Below are 22,463 nucleotides of genomic sequence, written 5' to 3'. Positions count from 1 at the left end.
TCGATGCACCGCGATCGGCCGGAAACGGCAAACGCCGGGGCGGCCCGTAATCGGCCACTCCGGCGTTCGCCGTTTGTGCGAGAAGAACTTACGTGGTCGGCTCGAAAGCCTCGCCGATGATCTCGGCCTGCTCCACGGCGTGTACCTTCGACGAACCCGAGGACGGGGCCGACATGGCGCGACGCGAGATGCGACGCAGGCGGCCCAGGCGCTCGGGCAGCACCTCGGGGAGGTTGAGGCCGAAGAAGGGCCATGCGCCCTGGTTGGCCGGCTCTTCCTGGACCCAGGCGATGTCGGTCGCGTTCGGGTACTTGGCCAGCGCTTCGTTGAGGCGGTACGTCGGGATCGGGTAGAGCTGTTCGATCCGGACGATGGCCACGTCTTCGCGCTTGTGCTTGGCCTTCTCCGCGGCGAGCTCGTAGTAGAGCTTGCCCGAGGTCAGCAGGATGCGCTTGACCTTGGCGGTGTCGCCGATGCCCTGTTCGTAGGTGGGCTCGTCGAACACCGAACGGAACTTCGACTCGGTGAAGTCCTTGACGTCGGACACCACAGCCTTGTTGCGCAGCATCGACTTCGGGGTGAAGACGATCAGCGGACGACGGATCCCGTCGAGCGCGTGGCGACGCAGCAGGTGGAAGTAGTTCGCCGGGGTGGACGGCACCGCCACGGTCATCGAGCCCTCAGCGCACAGCTGCAGGAAACGCTCGATGCGACCGGAGGTGTGGTCGGGACCCTGACCCTCGTGGCCGTGCGGCAACAGCAGCACCACGTCGGAGAGCTGGCCCCACTTGGCCTCACCGGAGGAGATGAACTCGTCGATGATCGACTGCGCGCCGTTGACGAAGTCACCGAACTGTGCCTCCCACAACACCAGTGCGTTGGGGTTGCCCAGGGAGTAGCCGTACTCGAAGCCGACCGCGGCGTACTCGCTCAGCGCCGAGTCGTGCACCGCGAACCAGCCCGGGTTCTCCGAGCCGATGTTGTGCAGCGGGGTGTACTCGACCGCGTTGACCCGGTCGATGATGACCGAGTGACGCTGGGTGAACGTGCCGCGACGCGAATCCTGACCGGTCAGGCGCACATCGTGGCCCTGGTCGATCAGCGAACCGAAGGCGAGCAGCTCGGCGAAGGCCCAGTCGACCTTGCCCTCGTAGGCCATCTCGCGACGCTTCTCCAGCACCGGCTTCACGCGCGGGTGCACGTTGAAACCGTCGGGAGTGTTCAGGAACGCGTCACCGATGCGCTGCAGCACCGACTTGTCCACCGCGGTGATGACGGTGGCGGGCACCTTCTGGTCGTCCTCGACCGACTCCGACGGCTCGGGAATGTACTTCTCCAGCTCGCGGACCTCGTTGAACACGCGCTCCAGCTGACCCTGGTAGTCGCGCAGCGCGTCCTCGGCCTCCTTCATGGAGATGTCGCCACGGCCGATCAGCGATTCGGTGTAGGCCTTACGGACCGAACGCTTGGTGTCGATGACGTCGTACATCTCCGGCTGGGTCATCGAGGGGTCGTCGCCCTCGTTGTGCCCGCGGCGGCGGTAGCAGACGAGGTCGATGACGACGTCCTTGCGGAACTTCTGACGGAAGTCGACCGCGAGACGCGCGACCCAGTCGCAAGCCTCCGGGTCGTCACCGTTGACGTGGAAGATCGGCGCGCCGATGAACTTCGCGATGTCGGTGGAGTACTCGGTGGAGCGGCTGTTCTCCGGCGCCGTGGTGAAGCCGATCTGGTTGTTCACCACGATGTGGATGGTGCCGCCCACGCGGTAACCACGCAGACCCGACAGGTTCAGCGTCTCGGCGACCACGCCCTGACCGGCGAACGCGGCGTCACCGTGCAGCATCAGCGGCATCACCGAGAAGCCGTCGGGGCCGTCGCCCTTGTCGAGCAGGTCCTGCTTGGCGCGGACCAGACCCTCGAGCACGGGGTCGACCGCCTCGAGGTGCGAGGGGTTGGCGGTGAGCGAGACCTCGATCTCGTTGTCGCCGAACATCTGCAGGTACTGGCCGTGCGCACCGAGGTGGTACTTCACGTCGCCGGAGCCGTGGGTGGCCGCCGGGTTCATGTTGCCCTCGAACTCGGTGAAGATCTTCGAGTACGGCTTGCCGACGATGTTGGCGAGCACGTTGAGGCGACCGCGGTGCGGCATGCCGATGATGACCTCGTCCATCGCGTACTCGGCGCACTGGTCGATGGTGGCGTCCATCATCGGGATGACGGCTTCGGCGCCCTCGAGCGAGAAGCGCTTCTGGCCGACGTACTTGGTCTGCAGGAAGGTCTCGAACGCCTCGGCCGCGTTGAGCCGGTTCAGGATGTACTTCTGCTGCGCGACAGTCGGTTTGACGTGCTTCTGCTCGACCCGCTCCTGCATCCACTTGAGCTGATCGGTCTCGAGGATGTGGGTGTACTCCACACCGACGTGGCGGCAGTACGCGTCACGCAGGATCGAGAGCACATCGCGCAGCTTCATCCGGTCCTGGCCGTGGAAACCGCCCACGTCGAAGGTGCGGTCCAGGTCCCACAGGGTGAGGCCGTGCTGGGTGACGTCGAGGTCGGGGTGGCTGCGGAACTTGTCCTTGACCAGGCGCAGCGGATCGGTATCGGCCATCAGGTGACCGCGGTTGCGGTAGGCCGCGATCATCTCGAGCACGCGAGCGCTCTTGTCGACACCGCGCGCGCTGATGTCCTTGCGCCAGCGGATCGGCTCGTACGGCACGCCGAGGCCGTGGAAGATCTCGTCGTAGAACTCGTCGGAGATCAGCAGGTTGTGGATGGTGCGCAGGAAATCGCCCGACTCGGCACCCTGGATGATGCGGTGGTCGTAGGTCGAGGTCAGCGTCATCAGCTTGCCGACTCCGATATCGGCGATCCGCTCGTCGCTCATGCCCTGGAACTCGGCGGGGTACTCCATCGCACCGGCGCCGATGATCGCGCCCTGGCCCGGCATGAGGCGCGGCACCGAGTGGACGGTTCCGATGGTGCCGGGGTTGGTCAGCGAGATGGTGACGCCGGAGAAGTCGTCGTTACCGAGCTTGCCCTCGCGTGCACGGCGCACGACGTCCTCGTAGGCCGCGTGGAACTGACCGAAGCTCATGTCTTCGGTTTCCTTGATGGCGGCCACAGCCAGCGATCGGTTGCCGTCCTTGCCCTGCAGATCGATCGCCAGGCCCAGGTTGGTGTGGGCCGGGGTGACCGAGTTCGGCTTGCCGTCGATCTCGGCGAAGTGGCGGTTCAGGTTCGGGAACGACTTGATCGCCTGCACGATCGCGTAACCCAGCAGGTGGGTGAACGAGATCTTGCCGCCGCGGGTGCGCGCCAGGTGGTTGTTGATCACCAGGCGGTTGTCGATCATCAGCTTGGCCGGGATCGCGCGCACCGACGTAGCGGTGGGGATCGTCAGCGAGGCGGACATGTTCTTGGCGATGGCGGCGGCGGGGCCGCGCAGCACCTTGTTCTCCGGGCCGGTGGCAGCAGCCTTGGGCGCGGAGGTGGTGGCCGGTGCGTTGGACACCGGTGCAGGTGTGGTCTGCGGTGCGCGCACTGTCTTGGCGGCCGGAGCCGGAGCCGGAGCGGGGGCCGGAGCCGCGGCGGGCTTCGGCGGTGCCGTCGCTACCACGGCCTTGGGAGTCGGGGCCTTAGCGGTTGCCGCCTTGGATGCTGCGGCTGTCGCGGGAGCGGCGGAGGCGACCGGTGCCTCACTGTTACCGGATTCGGTGGCTTCCGGCGTGTAATCCGCGAGGAACTCGTGCCAACTCGCGTCGACCGAGGACGGGTCCTGTTTGAACTTCTGATACATCTCGTCGACTAGCCACTGGTTCTGTCCGAACTGGGAAGTTGAGCTGCTCACAGCTGGTGTTCGCCTCATTTCGTTCTTCGCGCTGCGACGTTTGTGACGTGCCCGGCAGGGGTATCAGCGGATGGCTGCCGATGCGCCCGCACCGAGCATATGCCCAGCGGTTGACAGGCGTCGCTACCGGTCTTGGGTCGACACTATGCCCTCTGCCTCAGTGCCCGCCGCCCAGAGTCGGGAGTAATGACCGCTACTGGTGAGTAGGTCAGACGGCGCGCCGAATTCCACGATACGGCCCTGCTCGACCACCGCAACCAGGTCGGCGCGCGCCGCGGTCGCGAGCCGATGCGCGACCACGACGGTGGTCCGGCCGCGCGCCAGTGATCGGCTCGCTACCAGCACCGATGCCTCGGTTTCCGGGTCAAGGGTGGAGGTGGCCTCGTCGAGCACGAGCAGGTCCGGATCGACCAGTTCGGCCCTGGCCAGCGCGATCAACTGGCGTTGGCCCGCGGAGAGCCCGCGTCCGCGTTCACCGACCGGATGGTGCATTTTCCTGGGTAAACCGTCGATCATCTCCGCCGCACCGACTGTGTCGGCGGCAATCGCGATGTCCACTGATGTGGCAAAAATTTGCCCGAATGCAATGTTGCTCGCCACGTCGCCGGTGAACAAGTGAACTTCTTGCGGCACAATTCCCAGCCGCTTGCGGTAGTCGGTGAGCACATATTTACGAAGATCGACGCCGTCGACCCGGATCGTGCCCGCCGCCGAATCGGGCGGAAGGTCGTAGAGGCGGGCCAGCAGCTTCACGATCGTCGATTTGCCCGCGCCGGTCGGGCCGACGAGCGCCAGGGTCGCGCCGGGAGGGACGGCGAAGCTCACGCCGTCGAGGGCGGGCGCGCTCGCGCCCGGGTAGTGGAAGCGCACGTCGTCGAAGACGATCTCGCCGTGCAGCCGGTCGACGGGAATCGCGTCGGGCGGGTCCGCGGCGATCGACGACGCGGTGCGCAGCAGCTCGCCGATGCGCCGCAGCCCGACTCTGGCCTGCTGATAACCGTCGAAGACCTGGGACAGATCCTGGATGGGACTGAACAGCAGCCCGAGGTAGAGCACGAAGGCCACGAGCGTTCCGGTGGTCGTGCGCCCGTCGGCGACGGCGTTGGCACCCAGGTAGACCACGACGGCCAAGGCCAGGTCGGCCCAGGCGAGGCCGAAGGAGAAGTAGGCCGCGATCGCGCGTTGGGCACGGATCCTGGCATCGCGATAGCGGTGGGAGTATTCGGCGAAGCGCCGCGCGGCGGTCGGCTCGTTGCGGGCGGCCTGCACGGCGCGCAGGCCCGCGATGTTCTCCTGGAATCCGGCGTTGACCACCGAGACCCGCTCGCGCGAGACGGTGTAGGCCACCGAGGACACCCGCCGGAAGGCCAGGGTGGCCAGCACCATCGGCGCCACGGCTACCAGGACGACCGCGGCCAGACCGGCATCGATGAAGAACAGCCCGATGGCGACGCCGATCAGGGTGATCAGCGCGACCAGCCCGGTGGCGACCCCGGTCTGCAGGAACGTCGACAGCGCGTCGACGTCGGTGGTCATCCTGGTCATGATGCGGCCGGACAGTTCACGTTCGTAGAAGTCCAGTCCGAGCCGCTGCAACTGGGCGTAGCTGCGCACCCGCAGCCCGAACAGCACGCGCTCGCCCGTGCGCGCGGTGAGCACGGTGACCGCGGCGCCGACCATCAGGCCGGCCAGCACGAGACCGATCCCGACCACCGCCGAGACGACGAGCGCGGTGTCGTCGCCCGCGGTGACGCCGGTGTCGATGGCATAGCGGACCAGCGGCGGGAAGGCGATGGCGAGCAGGGCGTCGACGGCGAGCAGACCCACGACCACACACACCAGACCGCGGACCGGGCGCAGCAGCGCGCGGAGCCCGAAATCGGGTTGGGGCGCGCGCAGGTCGCCGGGCAGCGCGGGGTCTTCGGTGGCCGGTGGCAGGGCATCGACCGCGGCGCGCAGTTCCGGCGTCTCGCTGAGGTCGTTCGACGCCGACGACATCGACCGTGGTCGGCCCGCGTCGCCGAGGGATTTCGTCATCGTGGCATCGGTCGGCACCACCGATCCGGTGGGCGCGGGCAGCCGGATGACGCGGTCGGCCTGGGCCAGGGTCGATTCGCGGTGCGCCAGGATCAGCGTGGTCCGGCCGCCCCGGTCGGGCAGTCGGCGGAAGATCTCGGCCTCGGTGACGGCGTCGACCGCGGAGGTGGCGTCGTCGAGCACCAGCACGCGGGGCCGGGTGAGCAGCACTCTGGCCAGGGCGATGCGCTGACGTTGTCCACCCGACAGCGTCAGCCCGCGTTCGCCGATCACGGTGTCGTAGCCCTCGGGCAGCGCGGCGATGAACTCGTCCGCGGCGGCGGCCGTCGCGGCGGCGGTGATCTCGGCATCGGTGGCGTCGGGCCTGCCGAGCGCGATGTTGGCGGCGATGGTGTCGGAGAACAGGAACGGATCGTCGAAGACGACACCGACCGCGCCGCGCAGCTCGTCTGCGCGCAGATCGGCCAGGTCGACCCGGGCGCCGTCGGTGCCGACGAGGTTGATCCGGCCAGCGTCGGGTGCGTAGAAGCGGGGCAGCAGCAGCGAGAGCGTCGACTTGCCCGAGCCCGCCGGACCGATCACCGCGACCGTCTCGCCGGGTCGCACGGTGAGATCGAGTTTTTGCAGGACCGGCTGGTCGGCCTCGAAACCGAAACTGACAGCGTCGAATTCGATCCCGAGCGGTCCCGGCGGAAGTTCGGCGGGGTCGTCGGGATCGACGAGTACCGGCGCCGCGTCGATCACCCCGAAGACTCGGTCTACGGCGGCTCTGGTGAGTTGAGCCATGATCACCACCGAGGTGATCGTGCGCGCCGAGGACGTCATCGTGGCGAGATAGGCGGTGAACGCGAGGAAGGTGCCGATGCCGACCGCGCCGTGCGAGGCCAGCACCCCGCCGACGATGATCACCGCGACCAGCCCGGCCTGCGGCAGCGCCGACACCACCGGTGCGAATCTGGCATTGATCCGCGCGGCGCGCATCCGCTCGGCGAACAGCAGACGACCGTGGTCTTCGAGGATGTCGACCATCCGGGATTCCTGCCCGAACCCCTTCACCACCCTGACGCCGGTCACCGTCTGCTCGACGTGTTCGGCCAGGTCGGCCGCGCGCTGCTGCGCCGACCAGGTCGCCGCGTAGAGCCGGGGCCGCATCCGCAAGACGATCAGCGCCATCGCGGGCGCGACCAGCAGGGCGGCCAGCGCCAGCGGCGGACTCAACCACACCATTACCACCGCCGACAGCACGAACTGCAATACCGCCAGCCCCGACCACGGCACCATCGCCAGCAGCCCCTGTACGAGCTGTAGGTCGGTGATCGACCGCGACACCACCTGCCCGGTGCGGATCGCGTCCTGCCCGGCGCCGTCGAGCCGCTGGAGGGCGGCGAGCAGCGAAATCCTGAGGCTGTGTTGCACTTCCAGCGACAGCTTGCCCGCCCAGAGCCTGCGCGCGAAGGTGACGACGAACCTGGTCACCGCCAGCCCGGCGAGCAGGGCCGCGGCGCCGCCGATCACCGAGGTGTCGCCCACCTGGGCGGCGTCGACCGCGCGTTTGGTGGCCAGCGGCGCGGCGATCGAGACGGCGGCGCCGCCGAGCACCGACACCGCGATGCCCGCCAGCAGCCGAGGGTGTTCCAGGCACAGGCGCCACAGCCTGCGGATCCACCCGTCGGAACCCGTGGTCGCGGGCACTACAGGTCTCGGTTGCGCAGGTCCCACCACCCGAGGGCCCCGACCGCCGCTGCCCACAGCACCAGCACCACCAGTGCCGCCGGTGTCGGCGCGAAGACCTCGGCTTCGGCGAACGAGCCCGCGCTCACCCCGGCCACGGTGGCCGAGACAGGCAGCATCGCGGCGAATCCGCCCGCGCCGAAACCCTTGGCCACCAACCAGATCAGCGGTTCGAGCGCGAAGGCCCAGCCGAGCACCAGCCACACGGCGCCGCTGAACGTACGCAGCAGCAGCCCGACTCCGGCGCCGAGCACCGCCCAGCACATGGCAACGAGCAGCCCGGCGGCGAGTACCTCGAACAGCCGCACGCCGAGTTCGAATTTCCCGCGCGCCGCGACCAGCAGCACCAGCAAGCTCACCAGCTCGGCGGCCAGCGCGAGCGCGAAGGCGAACGCGGCGGTGGCGACATACTTCGCGGTGACCAGCCGGTCGCGATCGGGCGCGAACAGCACGGTCAGCGCCATGGTCTTGTGCCGGTATTCACCTCCGGTCGAAGCGATGCCGACCAGCGCGGCGACCACGAAGACCGCGATCATCCCGAGGTAGAGGCCGATCGTGGCGGCGCCGGTCGCGGGCTGACCCTTCGGATCGGCGGGTCCGGACATGATCGCGGTGATCAGCGTGCCGACCAGCGCCAGCGCCACCGGCGCCGCCAGCAGCAGCCGGGTCTGGCGCAGCGCGACGACCTTGCGCGCCTCGGTGTCGATACCGGGAACGAGATCGGCGGGGATCACGGAGGTCATCGGGGCATCCCATACGAGGTCGGCGCCGGGGCGTACGCGGCGGGATTCGGCGTGGGCACGGTGTGGCGGTGGCGGCGCGGTTTGGTCAGCGAGGCCAGTACCCGATCGGGGTGGATAGGGTCGGCGACGATGCTGCCGAGCCGGACCTGCGCGAGCTCGGCGATCGAGCGGATGGTCGCCTCGCTCGCCTCGGCGACGGCCAGGCGTCCGTCGGGTCGCATGACCGCGTCGGTGAACCCGTGACCCGCCAGCGCGGTCGCCAGCGCGATCGACGGGGACGCGGCGACAACGAGGCGGTCGGGATGGCCGCGACGCAGCTTGGCCGGTGTGCCCTGCCAGACGACGGTGCCCTCACTGAGCACCACGAGTTGGTCGGCGCTCGACACCACATCGCCCAGCGCGTCGGAACTCGCCAGCACGGCGCCGCCGCGGTTCGCGTGGCGGCGCAGCAGATCGTGCAGCCAGCCGCGTTCGATGCCGTTCGCACCCGCGAACAGATCGTCGAGCACCAGCAGCGGGGGATCGGCCAGCAACGCCATCGCCAGGGCCAGACGCGTCTGCTGACCCTGATGAAGCTGGGCCACAACGGTTTCGGTGACGGCGGCGAGGCCCGTCTCGTCGAGCACCGCGGCGACCCGGCGCCGCGAGGCTCCCGCGACCGGCGCGTAGCTCCACAGCTGATCGCGCACAGTTCGCGCGGGATGCAGTCCGCGCGGACTCAGCACCGCCCCGACCGCGGCGGGACCACGGCCGGGGCCCTCGATACTGCCCGTGGTCGGCTGCCCGAGCCCCAGCACCATCCGCAGCACCGTCGACTTGCCCGCGCCCGTCGGCCCGACGAGCGCGGTGACCGAACCCGTCGGCACGGCGAAGTCGATCTCGTGGACCGCGCTCACCGGACCGAACTGCTTGCCGACGCCACGCACCAGCACGGCATCACCGTCGCGGGGATTGCTCACTTCTTGTTCACCTTGCCGGTGCCGATCGCGGGCAGCGGGTCGGCGTCGATCACGTTGTGCAGCGGGGTGGGCCACATCGCGGGTGCGGGCCCGAAAGCCTTGTGCGCGTTCTCGATCGTGACCTTGCCCAGCGCCCGGTTGCCCGCGCCACCGATGGCGGCGCCGATTCCGGCGGGCAGTATTTTGCCCGCCATCAGCGCGGCCCGCTTGGTGATGAACCGCTTCATGAACTGTTGCAGCAGTTTGCTGTTGATGCCGCCGAGGCCGGGGACGCTGCCCGCCAGCTTGCCTGCCCAATTCTTCGACTGGGTGCTGAGCCCCTTCTGCACGATCGCCATTCCGGCGTCACCGAGCACGACCGCGAGCACCAGCGCGCGCCGGGCTTCCTTGTCCGCGGGCTCGATGCCGTGCACCGCGGCCTGGGCCAGGGTGAACAGGGCCGAGGCCTCCATGAAGAACACGGTCTCCGCGCTGACGGCCCCGAGCGCGGCGATGGTGCCGACCCCGGGCACGGCCGCGGTGGCGCCGACCGCCGCGCCGCTGCCGGTGACGGCGAGCAGGTACTGCTTTTCCAACCGTGCCACGATCTGAGCCGGATTCTCCCCGGGATGACGCTCACGCAGGAACTCGACATAGCGGCGCACAGCAGGCGCCTGCAGCTTGGACCCGGTGTCGAGCACATCGACCACGGCTTTTTCGATCGCGTTCTTGAACACGGCGTCGTCCTCCTCTTCGCCCCAACGAGTCGAACTGTAGGGCACTTCCGTACCCCAGAGCTCATCATGTCAACGAGCACCGACAGCCCGCGGTTCCGTGACGTGCGCGACCGGTTCCCACCGGCCGGTCCGACTAGCGGCGTCGGTGTGGGGGCCGGGTTCTACGCTGACCTGATGAGTGCAACCCAGCCAACCCGACTGTCACGCGAGTTCACCGAAACCGGTGCCGAGTTCGCGACGATCACCATCGACCACCCGCCGCTGAACCTGTTCGATCGTGGACTCATGGCCGCGCTGACCGCCGATATCGCCGCGGTGAGCGCACTGCCGCCGCGCGCGCTGCTGATCAGGGCCGAGGGCAAGGTCGTCTCGGGTGGTGTCGACGTGAACATCTTCGACGGCCGCACCGTCGCCGAAGGCGCGCAGCTGTGGCGTGAGCTGTTCGCGCAGATCATCCACCCGCTCGAGGCGCTGCCGTGCCCGGTGGTGTTCGCCGCACACGGGCTCACTCTCACCGCCGCCTTCGAGATGTCGCTCGCGTGCGACATCATCCTGGCCGCACCGAAGGCGAAGTTCGGGCTGGTGGAGACCGTGGTCGGACTCACGCCGTCGATGGGCGGGCCGCAGCGGCTGGCCGAACGCGCAGGCTCGGGCCGTGCCCGCGAGTTCGTGATGACCGGCGACCTCTACAGCGCGGCGACGATGGCCGAGTGGGGCGTGGTCAACGCGATCCACGACGACCTGGAGACCGCGGCCGCGGCGCTGGTCGCCCGTCTGGCCGAGGGCCCGACCCGCGCGCATGCCGCCACCAAGCAGATCATCGAGGCCTGGCGTTCCGGCGGTGTGGCACACGCTGATTCGGTGACTCCGGAGGTGTCGGGCGCGCTGTTCGACACCGCGGACCTGCGTGGCGCGGTCCGCAGCTTCCTCGAGATCGGACCGGGTAAGGCGACCTATCGCGGCGAATGAGCTCGCCGAGTGCCTGACAGCGCTGTGATCCACGTCATATAGTCACAGGTGCGGCTGTATCGACGTCAGGTGCGGCTGTATCGACGTACGGAGGTCCGGATGGGTCATGGCGAGCACGAACCGGGCGCGGCCGTCTTCGAGTTCCCCGCCACCAGTGCGGCAACGCAGCTGCGGCGGGGCTCCGACGGCGTGCTGCGCTACGGCGACCTCAGCCCGGCCCTCACCGAACTGCTCGATCTGCGGGTGCACTCGTTCACGAATCGGGAGGCGGTCGTCGAGGTCGGCGGCCCGCGCCTGACCTACCGCGAACTCTGGCACAGCGCCTCGCGGATCGCGGGCGGCTTGCAGGACCACGGCATCGGCTACGGCGACCGGGTAGCGGTGCACATGCCCACCGGCGCGCGCTGGGTGCAGGCGTTTCTCGGCGCGCTGCTCTCGGGCGCGGTGCCGGTGCTGGTGCCCGACGCCTTGCCCGCCGCGATCGCCGACCGGGTGATCGCCGACAGCAGAGCCGATTTCGTGCTCGGCCCCGACGGACCGCTGCCCGACAGCACCGCCTACATCGATGACGGTGCGGCACTGGCTGATCCGGCCCTGCTCTGCTACACCGGCACCGCCGCGCGCCGGTCCATGCCCGCGGGCGTCGAGCTGACCAACGAGAATCTGCTCTCGGCGGTGTCGTCGGTGGTCGGGGCGCTCGGGTTGCCCGCCGACGGGTTGCGCAATCTGGTGTTGTTGCCGCTGGCCCACGCCAGCGGCTGCGTCGACCAGCTGCTGCCCACCTTCGCCGTCGGCGGCACGGTGATCCTCGCGCCGGGAGCCCGCCGACTCGCCGATGTGCTGGTGAGCGAGCGGATCGACACCGTCTCGGCCACGCCGCGGATCTTCGCCGGGCTGGTCCCAGAACTCGTCGCCCGCCGCACCGGTGAGGGTGTGCGCAGGATCAGTAAGGCCTGTCACCGTTCCGAACGTGCCGCCGCCGCGGCCCCCGCCACGCTCGCTACCGCGCTGCGGGGACTGTTCCCCTCGGCCAAGCAGTGGTCGGTGTGGGGCGCCACCGAGACCAGCGGAATCGGGCTGGTGGTCGACGACACCGAGCTCGCCGACTCCGATGCGACCCTCGGGTTCGCCTTCGGTGGAACGGAATTGGCGCTCGCCGGGCCACGGGCCAGTTCAGGTCACGGTGAATTGCTGTGTCGCGGGCCCAATGTCAGCCACCGCTACTGGAACGACCCCGATGCCTCGGCTGCCCGCTTCAGCGGAAGCTGGTTCCACACCGGCGATTTCGTCAGCATCGACGCCGACGGACTGGTCCGGCTCGACACAGCCCGCCGAGTCATCGGGCTGTGATCGAGGCCGGGTCGCCGCAGCGGCTCCGGTTACACCAGGCGTGCCCGCAGGGCCGCACGCAGTTCGCCGGTGAGGCCGACCGCCGTGAGGTAGTTCTCGAGGTGGCCGTGGTTATCGCGCACGCTGGCGTCGGCGGTGCGCAGGTATTCCTCGCGCACGCCGAGTAGGTCCGCCGACAGCGCGTCGCCGTTGCCGATCTTCGGTTCCAGCAGCCTGCGCAGCGGCTCGACGGCGGCGTTGCTGGCGAGGAAGTCGGCGTACACGTCCTCTTCGGTGACGCCGACCGCGCGCAGCACGGTGGCCACCGCCCAGCCGGTGCGGTCCTTGCCCGCCGCGCAGTGCACCAGCACCGCGCCGTCGCCGCGCACGATCGAGCCGGCCAGTTCGGCGATCGCGGTGTGGGCCTCGGGCAGTGTCGGGAAGGCTCGGTAGACCTCGATCATGTGCGTGAACGCCGAGATGGTCTTGGCCTCGTGCGGCGGCGCCTCCTCCATCCGCGAATCGAAGGGCGTCACGTGCAGGCGCACGTCATCGGGCAGGGTGTCGTGGCCGATGTGGTCGATCTCGACGATGCCGCGCAGATCGTGCACATCGGCGACGGACAATTCACGCAGGGTGTCGTGGCCCCTGTCGTCCAGACCGCTCAGCTGCGCGGATCGCAGCAGTACGCCGGAGCGAACCGTGGTGCCGTCGGCGGTGCGAAGGCCGCCTACATCGCGGAAATTGAAGGTGCCGCTGAGAGCGAACTGGTCGGCGGGAGGCGAGAGAGTCACCTGACCAGGTTATCGGCGACTCCGGTGCCGCCGCGCCCGAGTTCGCGGATCGGTCATCTGCTGTGTTGTGTCTGTTACGACGGGTGCCACTGTGCCGTCGCCCACACCTCCGTGGCTGACCAGGGCCTACTTTGTACAATCGACCAGATGCGCGGATTCCGGCGCGGGGGTGTCGGATAACCAGGAATGCGACAAATTAAGGCCGTATGGTCGGTTTTACATAAGGTCGCATTCGGATAACAAAACAATCTTTCAGTCTGAAAAGGATGGCTGAACCAGTTCATGAATCCTGAAAATCTTCTAAGATCGAGCTCGGTGACCACCAAGCTCGCATCGCCGCGGGCAGCGATATTTGTTGCCGAGGAGTCGTCGTTGAGCGCCAGTCGTGAACTAACTGAAATTTCGCTTCGGCCAGCCGTATGCGATGCCGTCGAACAAGCCGCCGCCAGTTCGGATGCCACCGGTGTTCGGGCGCTGCGGGTGTTCCTACATGCCGGGCTCAGTACCTATTGGCCGCTGGTGAAGGCCGCGCCGGCCCGGCGAATAGCCGCCTACGAAGCCGCGTTGCAGACCCTGCGCTTGCGGTGGGCGCCCACGGGCGACACCATCGGCGATCCGACCGCCGTCGCGATGTTTCGTGAGATGGACGACGAGGCCGCCGACTTCCTCGGGTTGTGTGCGCGCCTGTCCGGCACGCAGTGGCTGGAGCCGGTCGATTCGGTCGCGGGCTATCTCGTCTCGGTGTTCCACGGCGCGGTCCTGCGCTGGCTGGCCGACGGCAACGACGAGACCATCCTCGTGGTGATCGACGATCTCGTCGGCTGCCTGACCCTGAAGGCCGTCGAAAGCTGACCGGCAATGCTGGACGACTGACCAAATAGGTGGTTCAGTAGTCGAGTGACCCAGACGACATCGCTGCACCATCTGCACGCGGCGACCGCGGAGCTCGACCCGCCGCTGGCCGCCCTCGACCTGACCGCGCTCGAACGCAATGCCGCCGACCTGGTCCGGCGGGCCAACGGCACCGCGATCCGGGTGGCCAGTAAGTCGGTCCGCTGCCGCGCCGTGCTCGAGCGCGTGCTCGGCGACGAACTCACCGCCCGCGGCGGCTTCGCCGGGATCATGGCGTACTCGCTGCGCGAGGCCATCTGGCTGGCCCGGCTCGGCGCCCGCGACGTCCTGCTCGGCTACCCGGTTCTCGACCGTGCCGGTCTGGCCGAACTCGCCGCCGCCCCGAATCTGCTCGCGGCGATCACGCTGATGATCGACGATGTCGCCCAACTCGAACTCACCCGCGCCGCGCTGGGCACCGACCTGGTCCACCCCCGCGTCTGTCTCGATGTCGACGCCGCCCTGCGTATCGGCCCGCTGCACCTGGGCGCCCGGCGCTCACCGGTGCGCAGTCCCGAGCAGGCAGGCGAGTTGGCCGCCGAAGCGGTGCGGCGCGGGTTCGATGTGGTCGGCGTGATGACCTACGAGTCACAGATCGCCGGTCTGCCCGACAGCAATCCGGCGGTGCGCGTGGTGAAACGCTTGTCCGCCATCGAAATCGGGCGAAGGCGCACCCGAGTGCTCGACGCGGTCCGCGCGGTGACCGGCCCGCTGGAGATCGTCAACAGCGGCGGCACCGGTTCGATCGAAGTCTCGATCACCGATCCCGATGTCACCGAGGTGACCGCCGGTTCCGGTCTCTATGTGCCGACCCTGTTCGATCACTACCGCTCGTTCACCCCGCGCCCCGCGCTGTTCTTCGCCACTCCGGTCCTGCGCAAACCCACCCCGAGCATCGCCACCGTCTTCGCGGGCGGCTACATCGCGTCCGGCCCCGCGGGTCCCAGCCGGGTGCCCGCTCCGGTCTGGCCCGCAGGGCTGAAACTGCTCGGTTCCGAAGGCGCGGGCGAGGTCCAGACACCCCTGGCCGGCGGTGCCGAACTCGAGATCGGTGACCGGGTCTGGTTCCGCCACGCCAAGGCGGGCGAGCTGTGTGAACGCTTCACCGAAATTCACATGGTCGACGAATCCGGCGCACGCACAACAGTTCCCACCTACCGCGGCGAAGGGCAGTGCTTCGGCTGAGGCCGACGTTTCCGCTCAGCGCAGCAGGGCGGTGACCTCGTCGTCCTCGAGCTGATGGAAGTCGTCGTAGGCCAGGCCGACGCCGCCCAGGTCAGTCGGCATCCACAGGCAGACGAGTTCGTCGCACTCGCGCTCGACCCGTCGCGCCGCCTCGGGTGAGGACACCGGCATGGCCACCACCAGTCGATCGGGCCGCTGCGCGCGCGCCACCCGGCACGCGGCCACCACCGTCGCCCCGGTCGCCATCCCGTCGTCGACGATCACCACCGTGCGCCGTGCCAAGGGAACAGGGGGGCCGACGCGCAGGATCGCCTTCCGGCGGCGGAGTTCGGCCCGTTCGGCCTGCTCCACCTCGTCGAACGCCTCGGCGCTCACCCCACTGCGATCGACCACGTCACGATTGAGGACCAGGAGCCCGCTCTCTCCGAGCGCCCCCATCGCCAGCTCCGGCTGCCACGGCAGGCCCAGCTTGCGCACCAGCAGCACGTCGAGTTCCCCGCCGATCGCCGTGCTCACCGCCGCCGCCACCGGCACGCCCCCGCGTGGCAACCCGAGCACCAGCGGGCGGCTGGCCCGCAGGTGCTCGAGAGCCGTGCCGAGGGCGCGGCCCGCCGCCGTGCGATCCGGGTAGACCATCGCTTCGAACGCTACTCCGGTGGCGAACCCTCGGAAATGGTGAAACGACGCAGCGACAGGCTGGGGTTGGCGGCGCGCACCCTGGCCAGATGCGCCGGCTCCACCGTCGCGGTGAGGACGCCGGGCTCGTCGCCGAGTTCGGCGAGTACCGTCCCCGCCGGATCCACGATCATCGACGCGCCCGCGCCGCGTGGCGCGCACTGATCGGCCGCCGCCACGTACACCGTGTTCTCGATGGCGCGCGCCCGCAGCAGCGTCGTCCACTGGTCGACCTTGGCGGGGCCAGGTATCCACTGCGCGGGTAGCAGCAGCACGTGTGCGCCCGCCGCCGCGACACGCCGACATCCCTCCGGAAATCGCAGATCGAAACAGGTCTGCATGCCGAATATCACACCGTCGACAGCGAATGTGGCAGGTGCGACGAGCGGTCCGGCGGCCACCACATCCGATTCCAGATGTCCGAACGCGTCGTACAAATGCACCTTTCGATACACCGCCACCCGCGCGCCGTCCGGACCGTGCGCGACGAGCGTATTGCTGATGCGGGTGGCTCCCGGCGCGGGCAACTCCACCACACCGGCCACCAGGAACACTCCGAATTCGGCTGCGAGCGCAGCGAGTCCGGTGGTGAAAGGACCGTCGAGCGGCTGCGCGATCGCGACGACACGCTCGTCCAGGCGAGTTACGGCAAACATCGAGTATTCGGGCGCCACCACCACGCGAGCGCCCGCGTCGGCCGCCGTCCGCACGTGTTCGCGCAGAGTCGTCAAATTGGTGTCGGGGTCGGTTTCGGGCGCGAATTGGACCACGGCAATCGGCACCGTCACCGGCTCGGGTTCCTGATGTGTTGACCCGTTCTGCAGTTGCATAGGTCTCACCGTATTCACCTGGTGGTTGGGGCAGCTACCTCCAGGCAGTAAACTCGTGGTCAATGAACACAAATGAGGTCGACAGCGTTCCTGCCGACAACGACAGGCACGACACCGGCCCGACCTTCGCCGATCTCGGCATCGATGACCGCGTACTCGCGGCCATCGCCGATGTGGGCTACGAGTCGCCGTCCCCGATTCAGGCGGCGACGATTCCCCCGCTCCTCTCCGGTGCGGATGTCGTCGGCCTCGCCCAGACGGGCACCGGTAAAACCGCGGCATTCGCGATTCCGATCCTGATGAATCTGGACACCGCGCAGAAGAAGCCGAGCGCCCTGGTGCTCGCGCCGACTCGTGAGCTCGCGATCCAGGTCGCCGAGGCCTTCGGTAAGTACTCCTCGCACATTCCGGGTCTGCACGTGCTGCCGATCTACGGCGGGCAGAGCTACGGCGTACAGCTGTCGGGTCTGCGGCGCGGCGCGCACGTCGTCGTCGGTACGCCCGGCCGTGTGATCGATCACCTGGAGAAGGGCACGCTCGACCTTTCGCAGCTGCGCTACCTGGTGCTCGACGAGGCCGACGAGATGCTCAAGATGGGCTTCCAGGAAGACGTCGAGCGCATCCTGCGTGACACCCCCAAGGACAAGCAGGTCGCGCTGTTCTCGGCCACCATGCCGGGCGTGATCCGCAAGATCTCCAAGCAGTACCTCAACGATCCGGTCGAGATCACGGTCAAGTCCACGACTCAGACCAGCTCCAACATCACCCAGCGCTATGTGCAGGTGTCGCATCAGCGCAAGCTCGATGCCCTGACTCGCGTGCTCGAGGTCGAGACCTTCGAGGCGATGATCATCTTCGTGCGCACCAAGCAGGCCACCGAAGAGCTGGCCGAGAAGCTGCGCTCGCGTGGTTTCTCCGCCGCCGCGATCAACGGCGACATCGCGCAGAACCAGCGTGAACGCACCATCGGGCAGCTGAAGTCGGGCGGGATCGATATCCTCGTCGCCACCGATGTCGCCGCGCGTGGTCTGGACGTCGATCGCATCTCCCACGTCGTCAACTACGACATCCCGCACGACACCGAGTCCTACGTGCACCGCATCGGTCGCACCGGCCGCGCAGGCCGTTCGGGCGAGGCGCTGCTGTTCGTGGCCCCGCGTGAGCGTCATCTGCTCAAGTCGATCGAGCGGGCCACCAGGAGCGCGCTCACCGAGATGCAGTTGCCGAGCGTCGACGACGTGAACGCGACGCGCGCCTCCAAGTTCGGTGACTCGATCACCGAGAACCTGGCTTCGGACAACATCGCGCTGTTCCGCAAGCTGATCGAGGACTACGAGGCCGAGCACAACACCCCGCTCGCCGATATCGCCGCGGCACTGGCCGTGGGCGGCTACGACGGCGACAACTTCTTCATGTCGCCCGAGCCGGAGCCCGCCCCGCGTCGCGAGCGTGATTTCGATCGCGACCGTGAGCGCGCGCCCCGCCGCTACGACGACGAGGACCGCGCCCCGCGGCCGCCGTCGTTCAACCGGGAGAACGGCGAAGAACTCGCCACCTACCGGATCAGCGTCGGCAAGCGCCATCGCGTGGTGCCCGGCGCGATCGTCGGCGCCATCGCCAATGAGGGTGGGCTGCGTCGCAGCGACTTCGGTCACATCAGCATCCGGCCGGATTACAGCCTCGTCGAGCTGCCTGCCAATCTGCCCAACGAAACGCTGGAAGCCTTGCGGCGCACCAGGATCAGCGGCGTGCTGATCCAGCTGACGCCCGATCAGGGCGCACCGGCGCAACGGCTCAATGCTCGTGGCCCGCGCCGCGACCGCGAGGCGCGACCGCGGACCGAACGGCGCAAGCCGCGCACCTGAGTCCCGCTCGCGTGCACCAGGGCCGAGGTCAGGCGCATTCGCCCTGCCCACGGGTCGTACCCTGGTCTCTCGCAACGCTGGTTAAGGTGTTGGGCGTCGGGTGTTCGTGAACACAGGAGGGCCGCGCTTGTTCGTGTCCGGTGATCGGGTGGTCGGTGCCGTCGGCGATCTCGCACGCGCGGCGAACTGTGAGTTCGCGGTGTTGCGCGGAATCGACGCCGCTCTCGGCAATCTGCCCGGGGTTCCCGACACGACCGCCCCGCTGGTGCGCACGGTCGAACCGTCCGCCGAGCTGCTCGCGCACTTCGGTGACAGGCTCGTCCGGATCCCGTCGCCCGAGGTGGTCGGCGGGGACGCGGCTGCCCGGATCGCGGCGCTGACAGCTGCGGCGGAGCGCACCGCGCGAGCGCTGAGTTCCGGCGCCGATGCGATCTACGGCGCGGTGTTCTTCGACGGTCGATTCGCCTGCGGCGCGGACCTTCTGGTCCGTGACTCCGCTGACGCGAGGTACACCGTGCACAGTGCTCTCGGCCAGGATTCGGTCGGCGTGCCGGGCGTGCTGCGCCGTAGTGAGACCGGGACGCCACCGGTGACAGGGTTGCCCGAGGATTCCGCGGACGAGGAATTCAGCAGTTTCGTCGGGTCAGCGGCTGGGCCCGCTGACAGTCGGGTGCTGCGCCGCGAATTGGCCGCGGGTCGGACACCTTTCGAGCGGATCGCGGCATCGGTGCAGGCGGTCAAGGTCGATCCGGCTCGCGAATTGCTGGGTGCTCGCCTCGAATCAGCGGCCTGCGCGCAGGCGCTCGCCGACGTCGGGGTGGGTGTCGATCCGGCGGCTTATCTCTGGACGGCCGATGGTGTGCGGCGCGAGGTGATCGATCAACTGGCGCCGGTGTATTCGGCGCGCCGGGCTCGGGTCGAGCAGATCATCGAGGACAAGCTGGCGGAATTGCTGCCGGTCCAGTGGGGCGACCCGCGTTATCTGGCGTGCGGGCAGTGTCCCAGTTGCCGAGCCGCCGCGGCGAACGCGCGAGACCTGTTGCTGGTCGCGGGAATCCGACCCACCCAGCGGGCGAGGCTGCGCGAGGCGGGGGTGCTCACGATCGACCGCCTCGCCACCACCAACACTCCCGTCCCCGGCCTCGCCCCCCGCACGCTGGCGGCCCTGCGCAAACAAGCCGACATCCAACTCGTCCGCGAACGCACCGGCCACCCCGCCTTCACCCTGCGCGACGCCACCGCGCTCGGCGCCCTCCCGGCCCCACGCCCCGGCGACCTCGCCCTTGTCATCGACCTGGACCGGCACGGCACGATCACCGGCCTCGAACTCGCCGATGCCGCCACCATCGTCTTCCGGCCGGTCGTCGCCGGTGTGGAACAGCCGAACAGCGTCAGCTACCGACCCGGCCCGCCTGTCGGTCCGACGGACACGAACGCGGTGGTCTTCGGCCCGGCCGGGGTCGAACCCGCGAACGCGGCAGGCTATCCAAGCGCCGATCCGTCGGAGGCGGACACCATCTCGTTCGGGCGCATAGTCCTCGGCGACGACCGGGTAGACGCGCCCGCCGCCGATCCACGTCCGGCCGGCGTCGATACGCCACCGCGCAGCCCCCTCGGTCTCGGCCATGCGAACGGCCCGTCGACGCAGGACGGGGGTGTGCTGGAGGAGTTGCTGGAGATCATCGCGGAGCACCGGGCGGCGGATCCGGATGTGCGTGTGTACCACTACGGTTCGGATATCCGGACGGCGCTGCTCGATTGGGCGGGTCAGCTCGGAACCGGCGCCGATCTCCTGGACGAGCTGCTGGCCGATCGAGCGCTGGTCGACCTGGCGCCGATCGTGCGCACCGCGCTGTTGATCGGTGAACAGTCCTACGACGCGGCGGGACTGGCGGCATTGCTGCCGAACACGCCCGGTCGCGCGGCGACGGTGCTCGGTATCCGCGACTGGCTGCTCGATCGCGCGGTCGAAGCGGGAATCGCGGTGCCCGGCACTCGATTCGCCGTCACGGAATCCGATGTGCCGCCCTCGCTGCACCCGAGCTCGCTGGAGGCCGCGCTCAGTGAGTTCGCCGCTGACGCGCAAGGAGATTCGGCGCGCGCCGCCTCTTTGACGGCGGCGGTACTCGGCTATCACCGGCGGGAACGGCAGCCCCGCTGGTGGGCCCACATCGATCGGCTCGGCCATCCGGTCGGCGATTGGGCCGACGCGCCGGGCGTGCTCGTCGTCGAATGGGGCACCGTCGACACCAAATGGCATCGCACGCCACAGCTTCCGACGATGCGCCGCTACCTCACGCTCACCGGCAGGCTCGGCACGGGCGCCACCCTCACCCCTGGCACGCAGATGGTCACCATCTACGACGGCGCCGCCGCGGCGGGCATGACCCAAACGCTCGGCCGCCGCGCCACCGCCACCGCCACCGTGCTCGGGTGTGCCGTGGACCCGAATTTCGACGACACCGTCCGGCTGGAAGAACTGCTCCCGGCAGGCTGCCCGCCCTACGACGACCTCCCCGCCGCCATCGCCCCCGGCCCGCCCGACGGGGAGGCCGAGATCGAGGCCGCGCTGGAGTCCACCGCGCAGAACCTGCTGATGAGCCTGCCGTGTGTACCGGAGAACGCGGTCTACGATCTGCTGCTGCGCCGCGCGCCCCGGCTGCGCGACGGGATGGCGTTACCGCAGCCCCACGACGACCTCGGCGCCGTCCTGGCCCACGCGGTCGGTGCGCTGGACGCCTCGTACCTGGCCGTACACGGCCCGCCCGGCACCGGCAAGACCGGGATCACCGGGCGGGCGCTCGAGCGGCTCGTCACCCGCCACAAGTGGCGGATCGGGGTGGTGGCGCAGTCGCACGCGGTGATCGAGCGGATCTTCGACGCGGTTGTCGAGGCGGGTCTGTTGCCCGAGCTCGTGGCGAAGAAGGACGTCGCCTCGGTCGGCCTGGAATGGTCGGCGATCGATGCCACGCGGTATCCGCGGTTCCTCGACAATGCCGTCAACGGCTGCGTGATCGGCGGTACCACGGCGGATTTCGTCGACGACCGGCTGATCGCGCCCGGCGCGCTCGACCTGCTGGTGATCGCCGACGCCGGGGAATGCTCGCTGGCCGACACGGTCGCGGTGGCGGTGAGCGCGCGCAATCTGCTGTTGATCGGCGATCCGGTTCCGGCCAGGTCGCAGGCGAAGCATCCGGAGCCCGTGCAGGTCTCGGCCTTGGAGTGGCTGTGTGAAGGCGCGGCGACGCTGCCTGCCGAGCGTGGCTACTTTCTCGATCGCACCTGGCGCATGCACCCGGCGGTCTGCGAGCCCGTGTCGGCGAGTTGCTACGACGGGCGACTGCGCGCGGATGAGGCCGTCACGATGACGAGGGATCTGGTGGGGATCGCGCCCGGCGTGAGTACGGTGCTCGTCGAGCATCGTGGCAGCGCTACCGAATCCGATGCCGAGGCGCGTGAAGTGGTGCGGCGGGTTCGGATTCTGCTCGGTGAGACGTGGACCTCCGACGGGGGGACGCGCAAGCTCCACCCGCACGACATCTTCGTGGTGGCGCCCTATGCGGCGCAGGTTGCGCGGATTCGTACTCTGTTGGCTCGTGCCAAGATCGAAGATGTGCTCGTGGGGACGCCGGATCGGTTCCGGGGGCGGGAAGCTGCTGTGGTTCTGCTGTCGATGACCACGTCGACTCCCGCTGATGCGCCCTTCGGGATGCGGCCGTTGCTGTCGCGCACTGTTATTCATGCGACGTTGTGTCGGGCTATGTGGATGGCTGTTGTCATTCGGTCGCCGCTGCTTACCGAGTATTTGCCGGATACTGCTGAGGAACTTGCGGATCTGGCGGGGTTTCTTCGGCTCGGGTAGTGGGCGGGTATTCGGTGTTCACTGGAT

General features: G+C 68.8%; 14 protein-coding genes. 6 read left to right on the top strand and 8 right to left on the bottom strand.

The features are described 5' to 3' along the window. Positions 1 to 88 precede the first annotated feature (88 nt). From NS1_RS34375 to NS1_RS34355, 5 genes are all read right to left on the bottom strand, one after another. Positions 89 to 3,868: a multifunctional oxoglutarate decarboxylase/oxoglutarate dehydrogenase thiamine pyrophosphate-binding subunit/dihydrolipoyllysine-residue succinyltransferase subunit gene (locus NS1_RS34375; RefSeq protein ID WP_174562708.1), complete on the bottom strand. Its 3,780-nt coding sequence runs from the start codon at positions 3,866 to 3,868 to the stop codon at positions 89 to 91. Between the two features lie 105 nt (positions 3,869 to 3,973). Continuing rightward, complete coding sequence (locus NS1_RS34370; RefSeq protein WP_062991309.1) at positions 3,974 to 7,579, bottom strand: ABC transporter ATP-binding protein; 3,606 nt, start codon at positions 7,577 to 7,579, stop codon at positions 3,974 to 3,976. Beyond that, positions 7,579 to 8,361: an ABC transporter permease gene (locus NS1_RS34365; RefSeq protein WP_062991307.1), complete on the bottom strand. Its 783-nt coding sequence runs from the start codon at positions 8,359 to 8,361 to the stop codon at positions 7,579 to 7,581. Before NS1_RS34365 ends, NS1_RS34370 begins: the two co-directional genes overlap by 1 nt. Next, the gene (locus tag NS1_RS34360; protein ID WP_062991305.1) at positions 8,358 to 9,320 is read right to left on the bottom strand and encodes an ATP-binding cassette domain-containing protein; all 963 of its coding nucleotides are present in this window, start codon (positions 9,318 to 9,320) and stop codon (positions 8,358 to 8,360) included. The genes NS1_RS34365 and NS1_RS34360 overlap by 4 nt, the downstream gene beginning before the upstream one ends. Then, on the bottom strand, positions 9,317 to 10,036 hold the full coding sequence (locus tag NS1_RS34355; protein WP_063816354.1) for a hypothetical protein: 720 nt from the start codon (positions 10,034 to 10,036) through the stop codon (positions 9,317 to 9,319). Before NS1_RS34355 ends, NS1_RS34360 begins: the two co-directional genes overlap by 4 nt. Before the next feature lie 174 nt (positions 10,037 to 10,210). Here NS1_RS34355 and NS1_RS34350 point away from each other — a divergent pair, with 174 nt between their 5' ends. Together NS1_RS34350 and NS1_RS34345 are read left to right on the top strand one after the other, a co-directional pair. Then, entirely contained in the window at positions 10,211 to 11,005 is a 795-nt protein-coding gene (locus NS1_RS34350) for an enoyl-CoA hydratase/isomerase family protein (RefSeq protein ID WP_062991367.1), read from the top strand. Positions 11,006 to 11,104: 99 nt separating this feature from the next. Next, positions 11,105 to 12,355 (top strand): class I adenylate-forming enzyme family protein, encoded by a 1,251-nt coding sequence (locus NS1_RS34345; protein WP_062991303.1) that lies wholly within the window; start codon positions 11,105 to 11,107, stop codon positions 12,353 to 12,355. Positions 12,356 to 12,384: 29 nt separating this feature from the next. On the opposite strand, the gene NS1_RS34340 is transcribed toward NS1_RS34345, so the two are convergent. Next, on the bottom strand, positions 12,385 to 13,128 hold the full coding sequence (locus tag NS1_RS34340) for a tyrosine-protein phosphatase (RefSeq protein WP_062991299.1): 744 nt from the start codon (positions 13,126 to 13,128) through the stop codon (positions 12,385 to 12,387). A 282-nt stretch (positions 13,129 to 13,410) separates the two neighbouring features. Between NS1_RS34340 and NS1_RS34335 the strand changes: the two genes are divergently transcribed. Together NS1_RS34335 and NS1_RS34330 are read left to right on the top strand one after the other, a co-directional pair. Next, the gene (locus NS1_RS34335) at positions 13,411 to 13,980 is read left to right on the top strand and encodes a TetR family transcriptional regulator (protein WP_255284804.1); all 570 of its coding nucleotides are present in this window, start codon (positions 13,411 to 13,413) and stop codon (positions 13,978 to 13,980) included. Positions 13,981 to 14,025: 45 nt separating this feature from the next. Then, positions 14,026 to 15,204, top strand: a complete 1,179-nt coding sequence (locus NS1_RS34330; protein WP_062991297.1) for an amino acid deaminase/aldolase — start codon at positions 14,026 to 14,028, stop codon at positions 15,202 to 15,204. A 15-nt stretch (positions 15,205 to 15,219) separates the two neighbouring features. Here the strand turns inward: NS1_RS34330 and NS1_RS34325 are convergent, their stop codons facing one another. Further along, positions 15,220 to 15,840 (bottom strand): phosphoribosyltransferase, encoded by a 621-nt coding sequence (locus NS1_RS34325; protein WP_062991296.1) that lies wholly within the window; start codon positions 15,838 to 15,840, stop codon positions 15,220 to 15,222. An 11-nt stretch (positions 15,841 to 15,851) separates the two neighbouring features. Continuing rightward, positions 15,852 to 16,709 carry a carbon-nitrogen hydrolase family protein gene (locus NS1_RS34320; RefSeq protein WP_062991294.1) on the bottom strand — a complete coding sequence of 286 codons (858 nt, stop codon included), beginning with the start codon at positions 16,707 to 16,709 and terminating at the stop codon, positions 15,852 to 15,854. Positions 16,710 to 16,771: 62 nt separating this feature from the next. On the opposite strand from NS1_RS34320, the gene NS1_RS34315 reads away from it, so the two are divergent. After that, positions 16,772 to 18,574, top strand: a complete 1,803-nt coding sequence (locus NS1_RS34315; RefSeq protein ID WP_056813218.1) for a DEAD/DEAH box helicase — start codon at positions 16,772 to 16,774, stop codon at positions 18,572 to 18,574. A gap of 133 nt (positions 18,575 to 18,707) precedes the next feature. Next, positions 18,708 to 22,436 carry a bifunctional RecB family nuclease/DEAD/DEAH box helicase gene (locus NS1_RS42025; protein ID WP_255284805.1) on the top strand — a complete coding sequence of 1,243 codons (3,729 nt, stop codon included), beginning with the start codon at positions 18,708 to 18,710 and terminating at the stop codon, positions 22,434 to 22,436. Positions 22,437 to 22,463 lie beyond the last annotated feature (27 nt).

The sequence above is a fragment of the Nocardia salmonicida NBRC 13393 genome, assembly GCF_001613085.1.
In the GTDB taxonomy this organism is placed as follows: Bacteria; Actinomycetota; Actinomycetes; order Mycobacteriales; family Mycobacteriaceae; genus Nocardia; species Nocardia salmonicida.
Note: the sequence above shows the minus strand (reverse complement) of the source record. Positions and strands in the feature narration are given on the sequence as shown.

Excerpts from the sequence above, each read along its gene's own strand:
- NS1_RS34365 (WP_062991307.1), bottom strand. The coding sequence starts at position 8,361 with ATGACCTCCGTGATCCCCGCCGATCTCGTTCCCGGTATCGACACCGAG.
- NS1_RS34375 (WP_174562708.1), bottom strand. The coding sequence starts at position 3,868 with ATGAGGCGAACACCAGCTGTGAGCAGCTCAACTTCCCAGTTCGGACAG.
- NS1_RS34315 (WP_056813218.1), top strand. The coding sequence starts at position 16,772 with ATGAACACAAATGAGGTCGACAGCGTTCCTGCCGACAACGACAGGCAC.
- NS1_RS34345 (WP_062991303.1), top strand. The coding sequence starts at position 11,105 with ATGGGTCATGGCGAGCACGAACCGGGCGCGGCCGTCTTCGAGTTCCCC.
- NS1_RS34350 (WP_062991367.1), top strand. The coding sequence starts at position 10,211 with ATGAGTGCAACCCAGCCAACCCGACTGTCACGCGAGTTCACCGAAACC.
- NS1_RS34335 (WP_255284804.1), top strand. The coding sequence starts at position 13,411 with ATGAATCCTGAAAATCTTCTAAGATCGAGCTCGGTGACCACCAAGCTC.
- NS1_RS34325 (WP_062991296.1), bottom strand. The coding sequence starts at position 15,840 with ATGGTCTACCCGGATCGCACGGCGGCGGGCCGCGCCCTCGGCACGGCT.
- NS1_RS34320 (WP_062991294.1), bottom strand. The coding sequence starts at position 16,709 with ATGCAACTGCAGAACGGGTCAACACATCAGGAACCCGAGCCGGTGACG.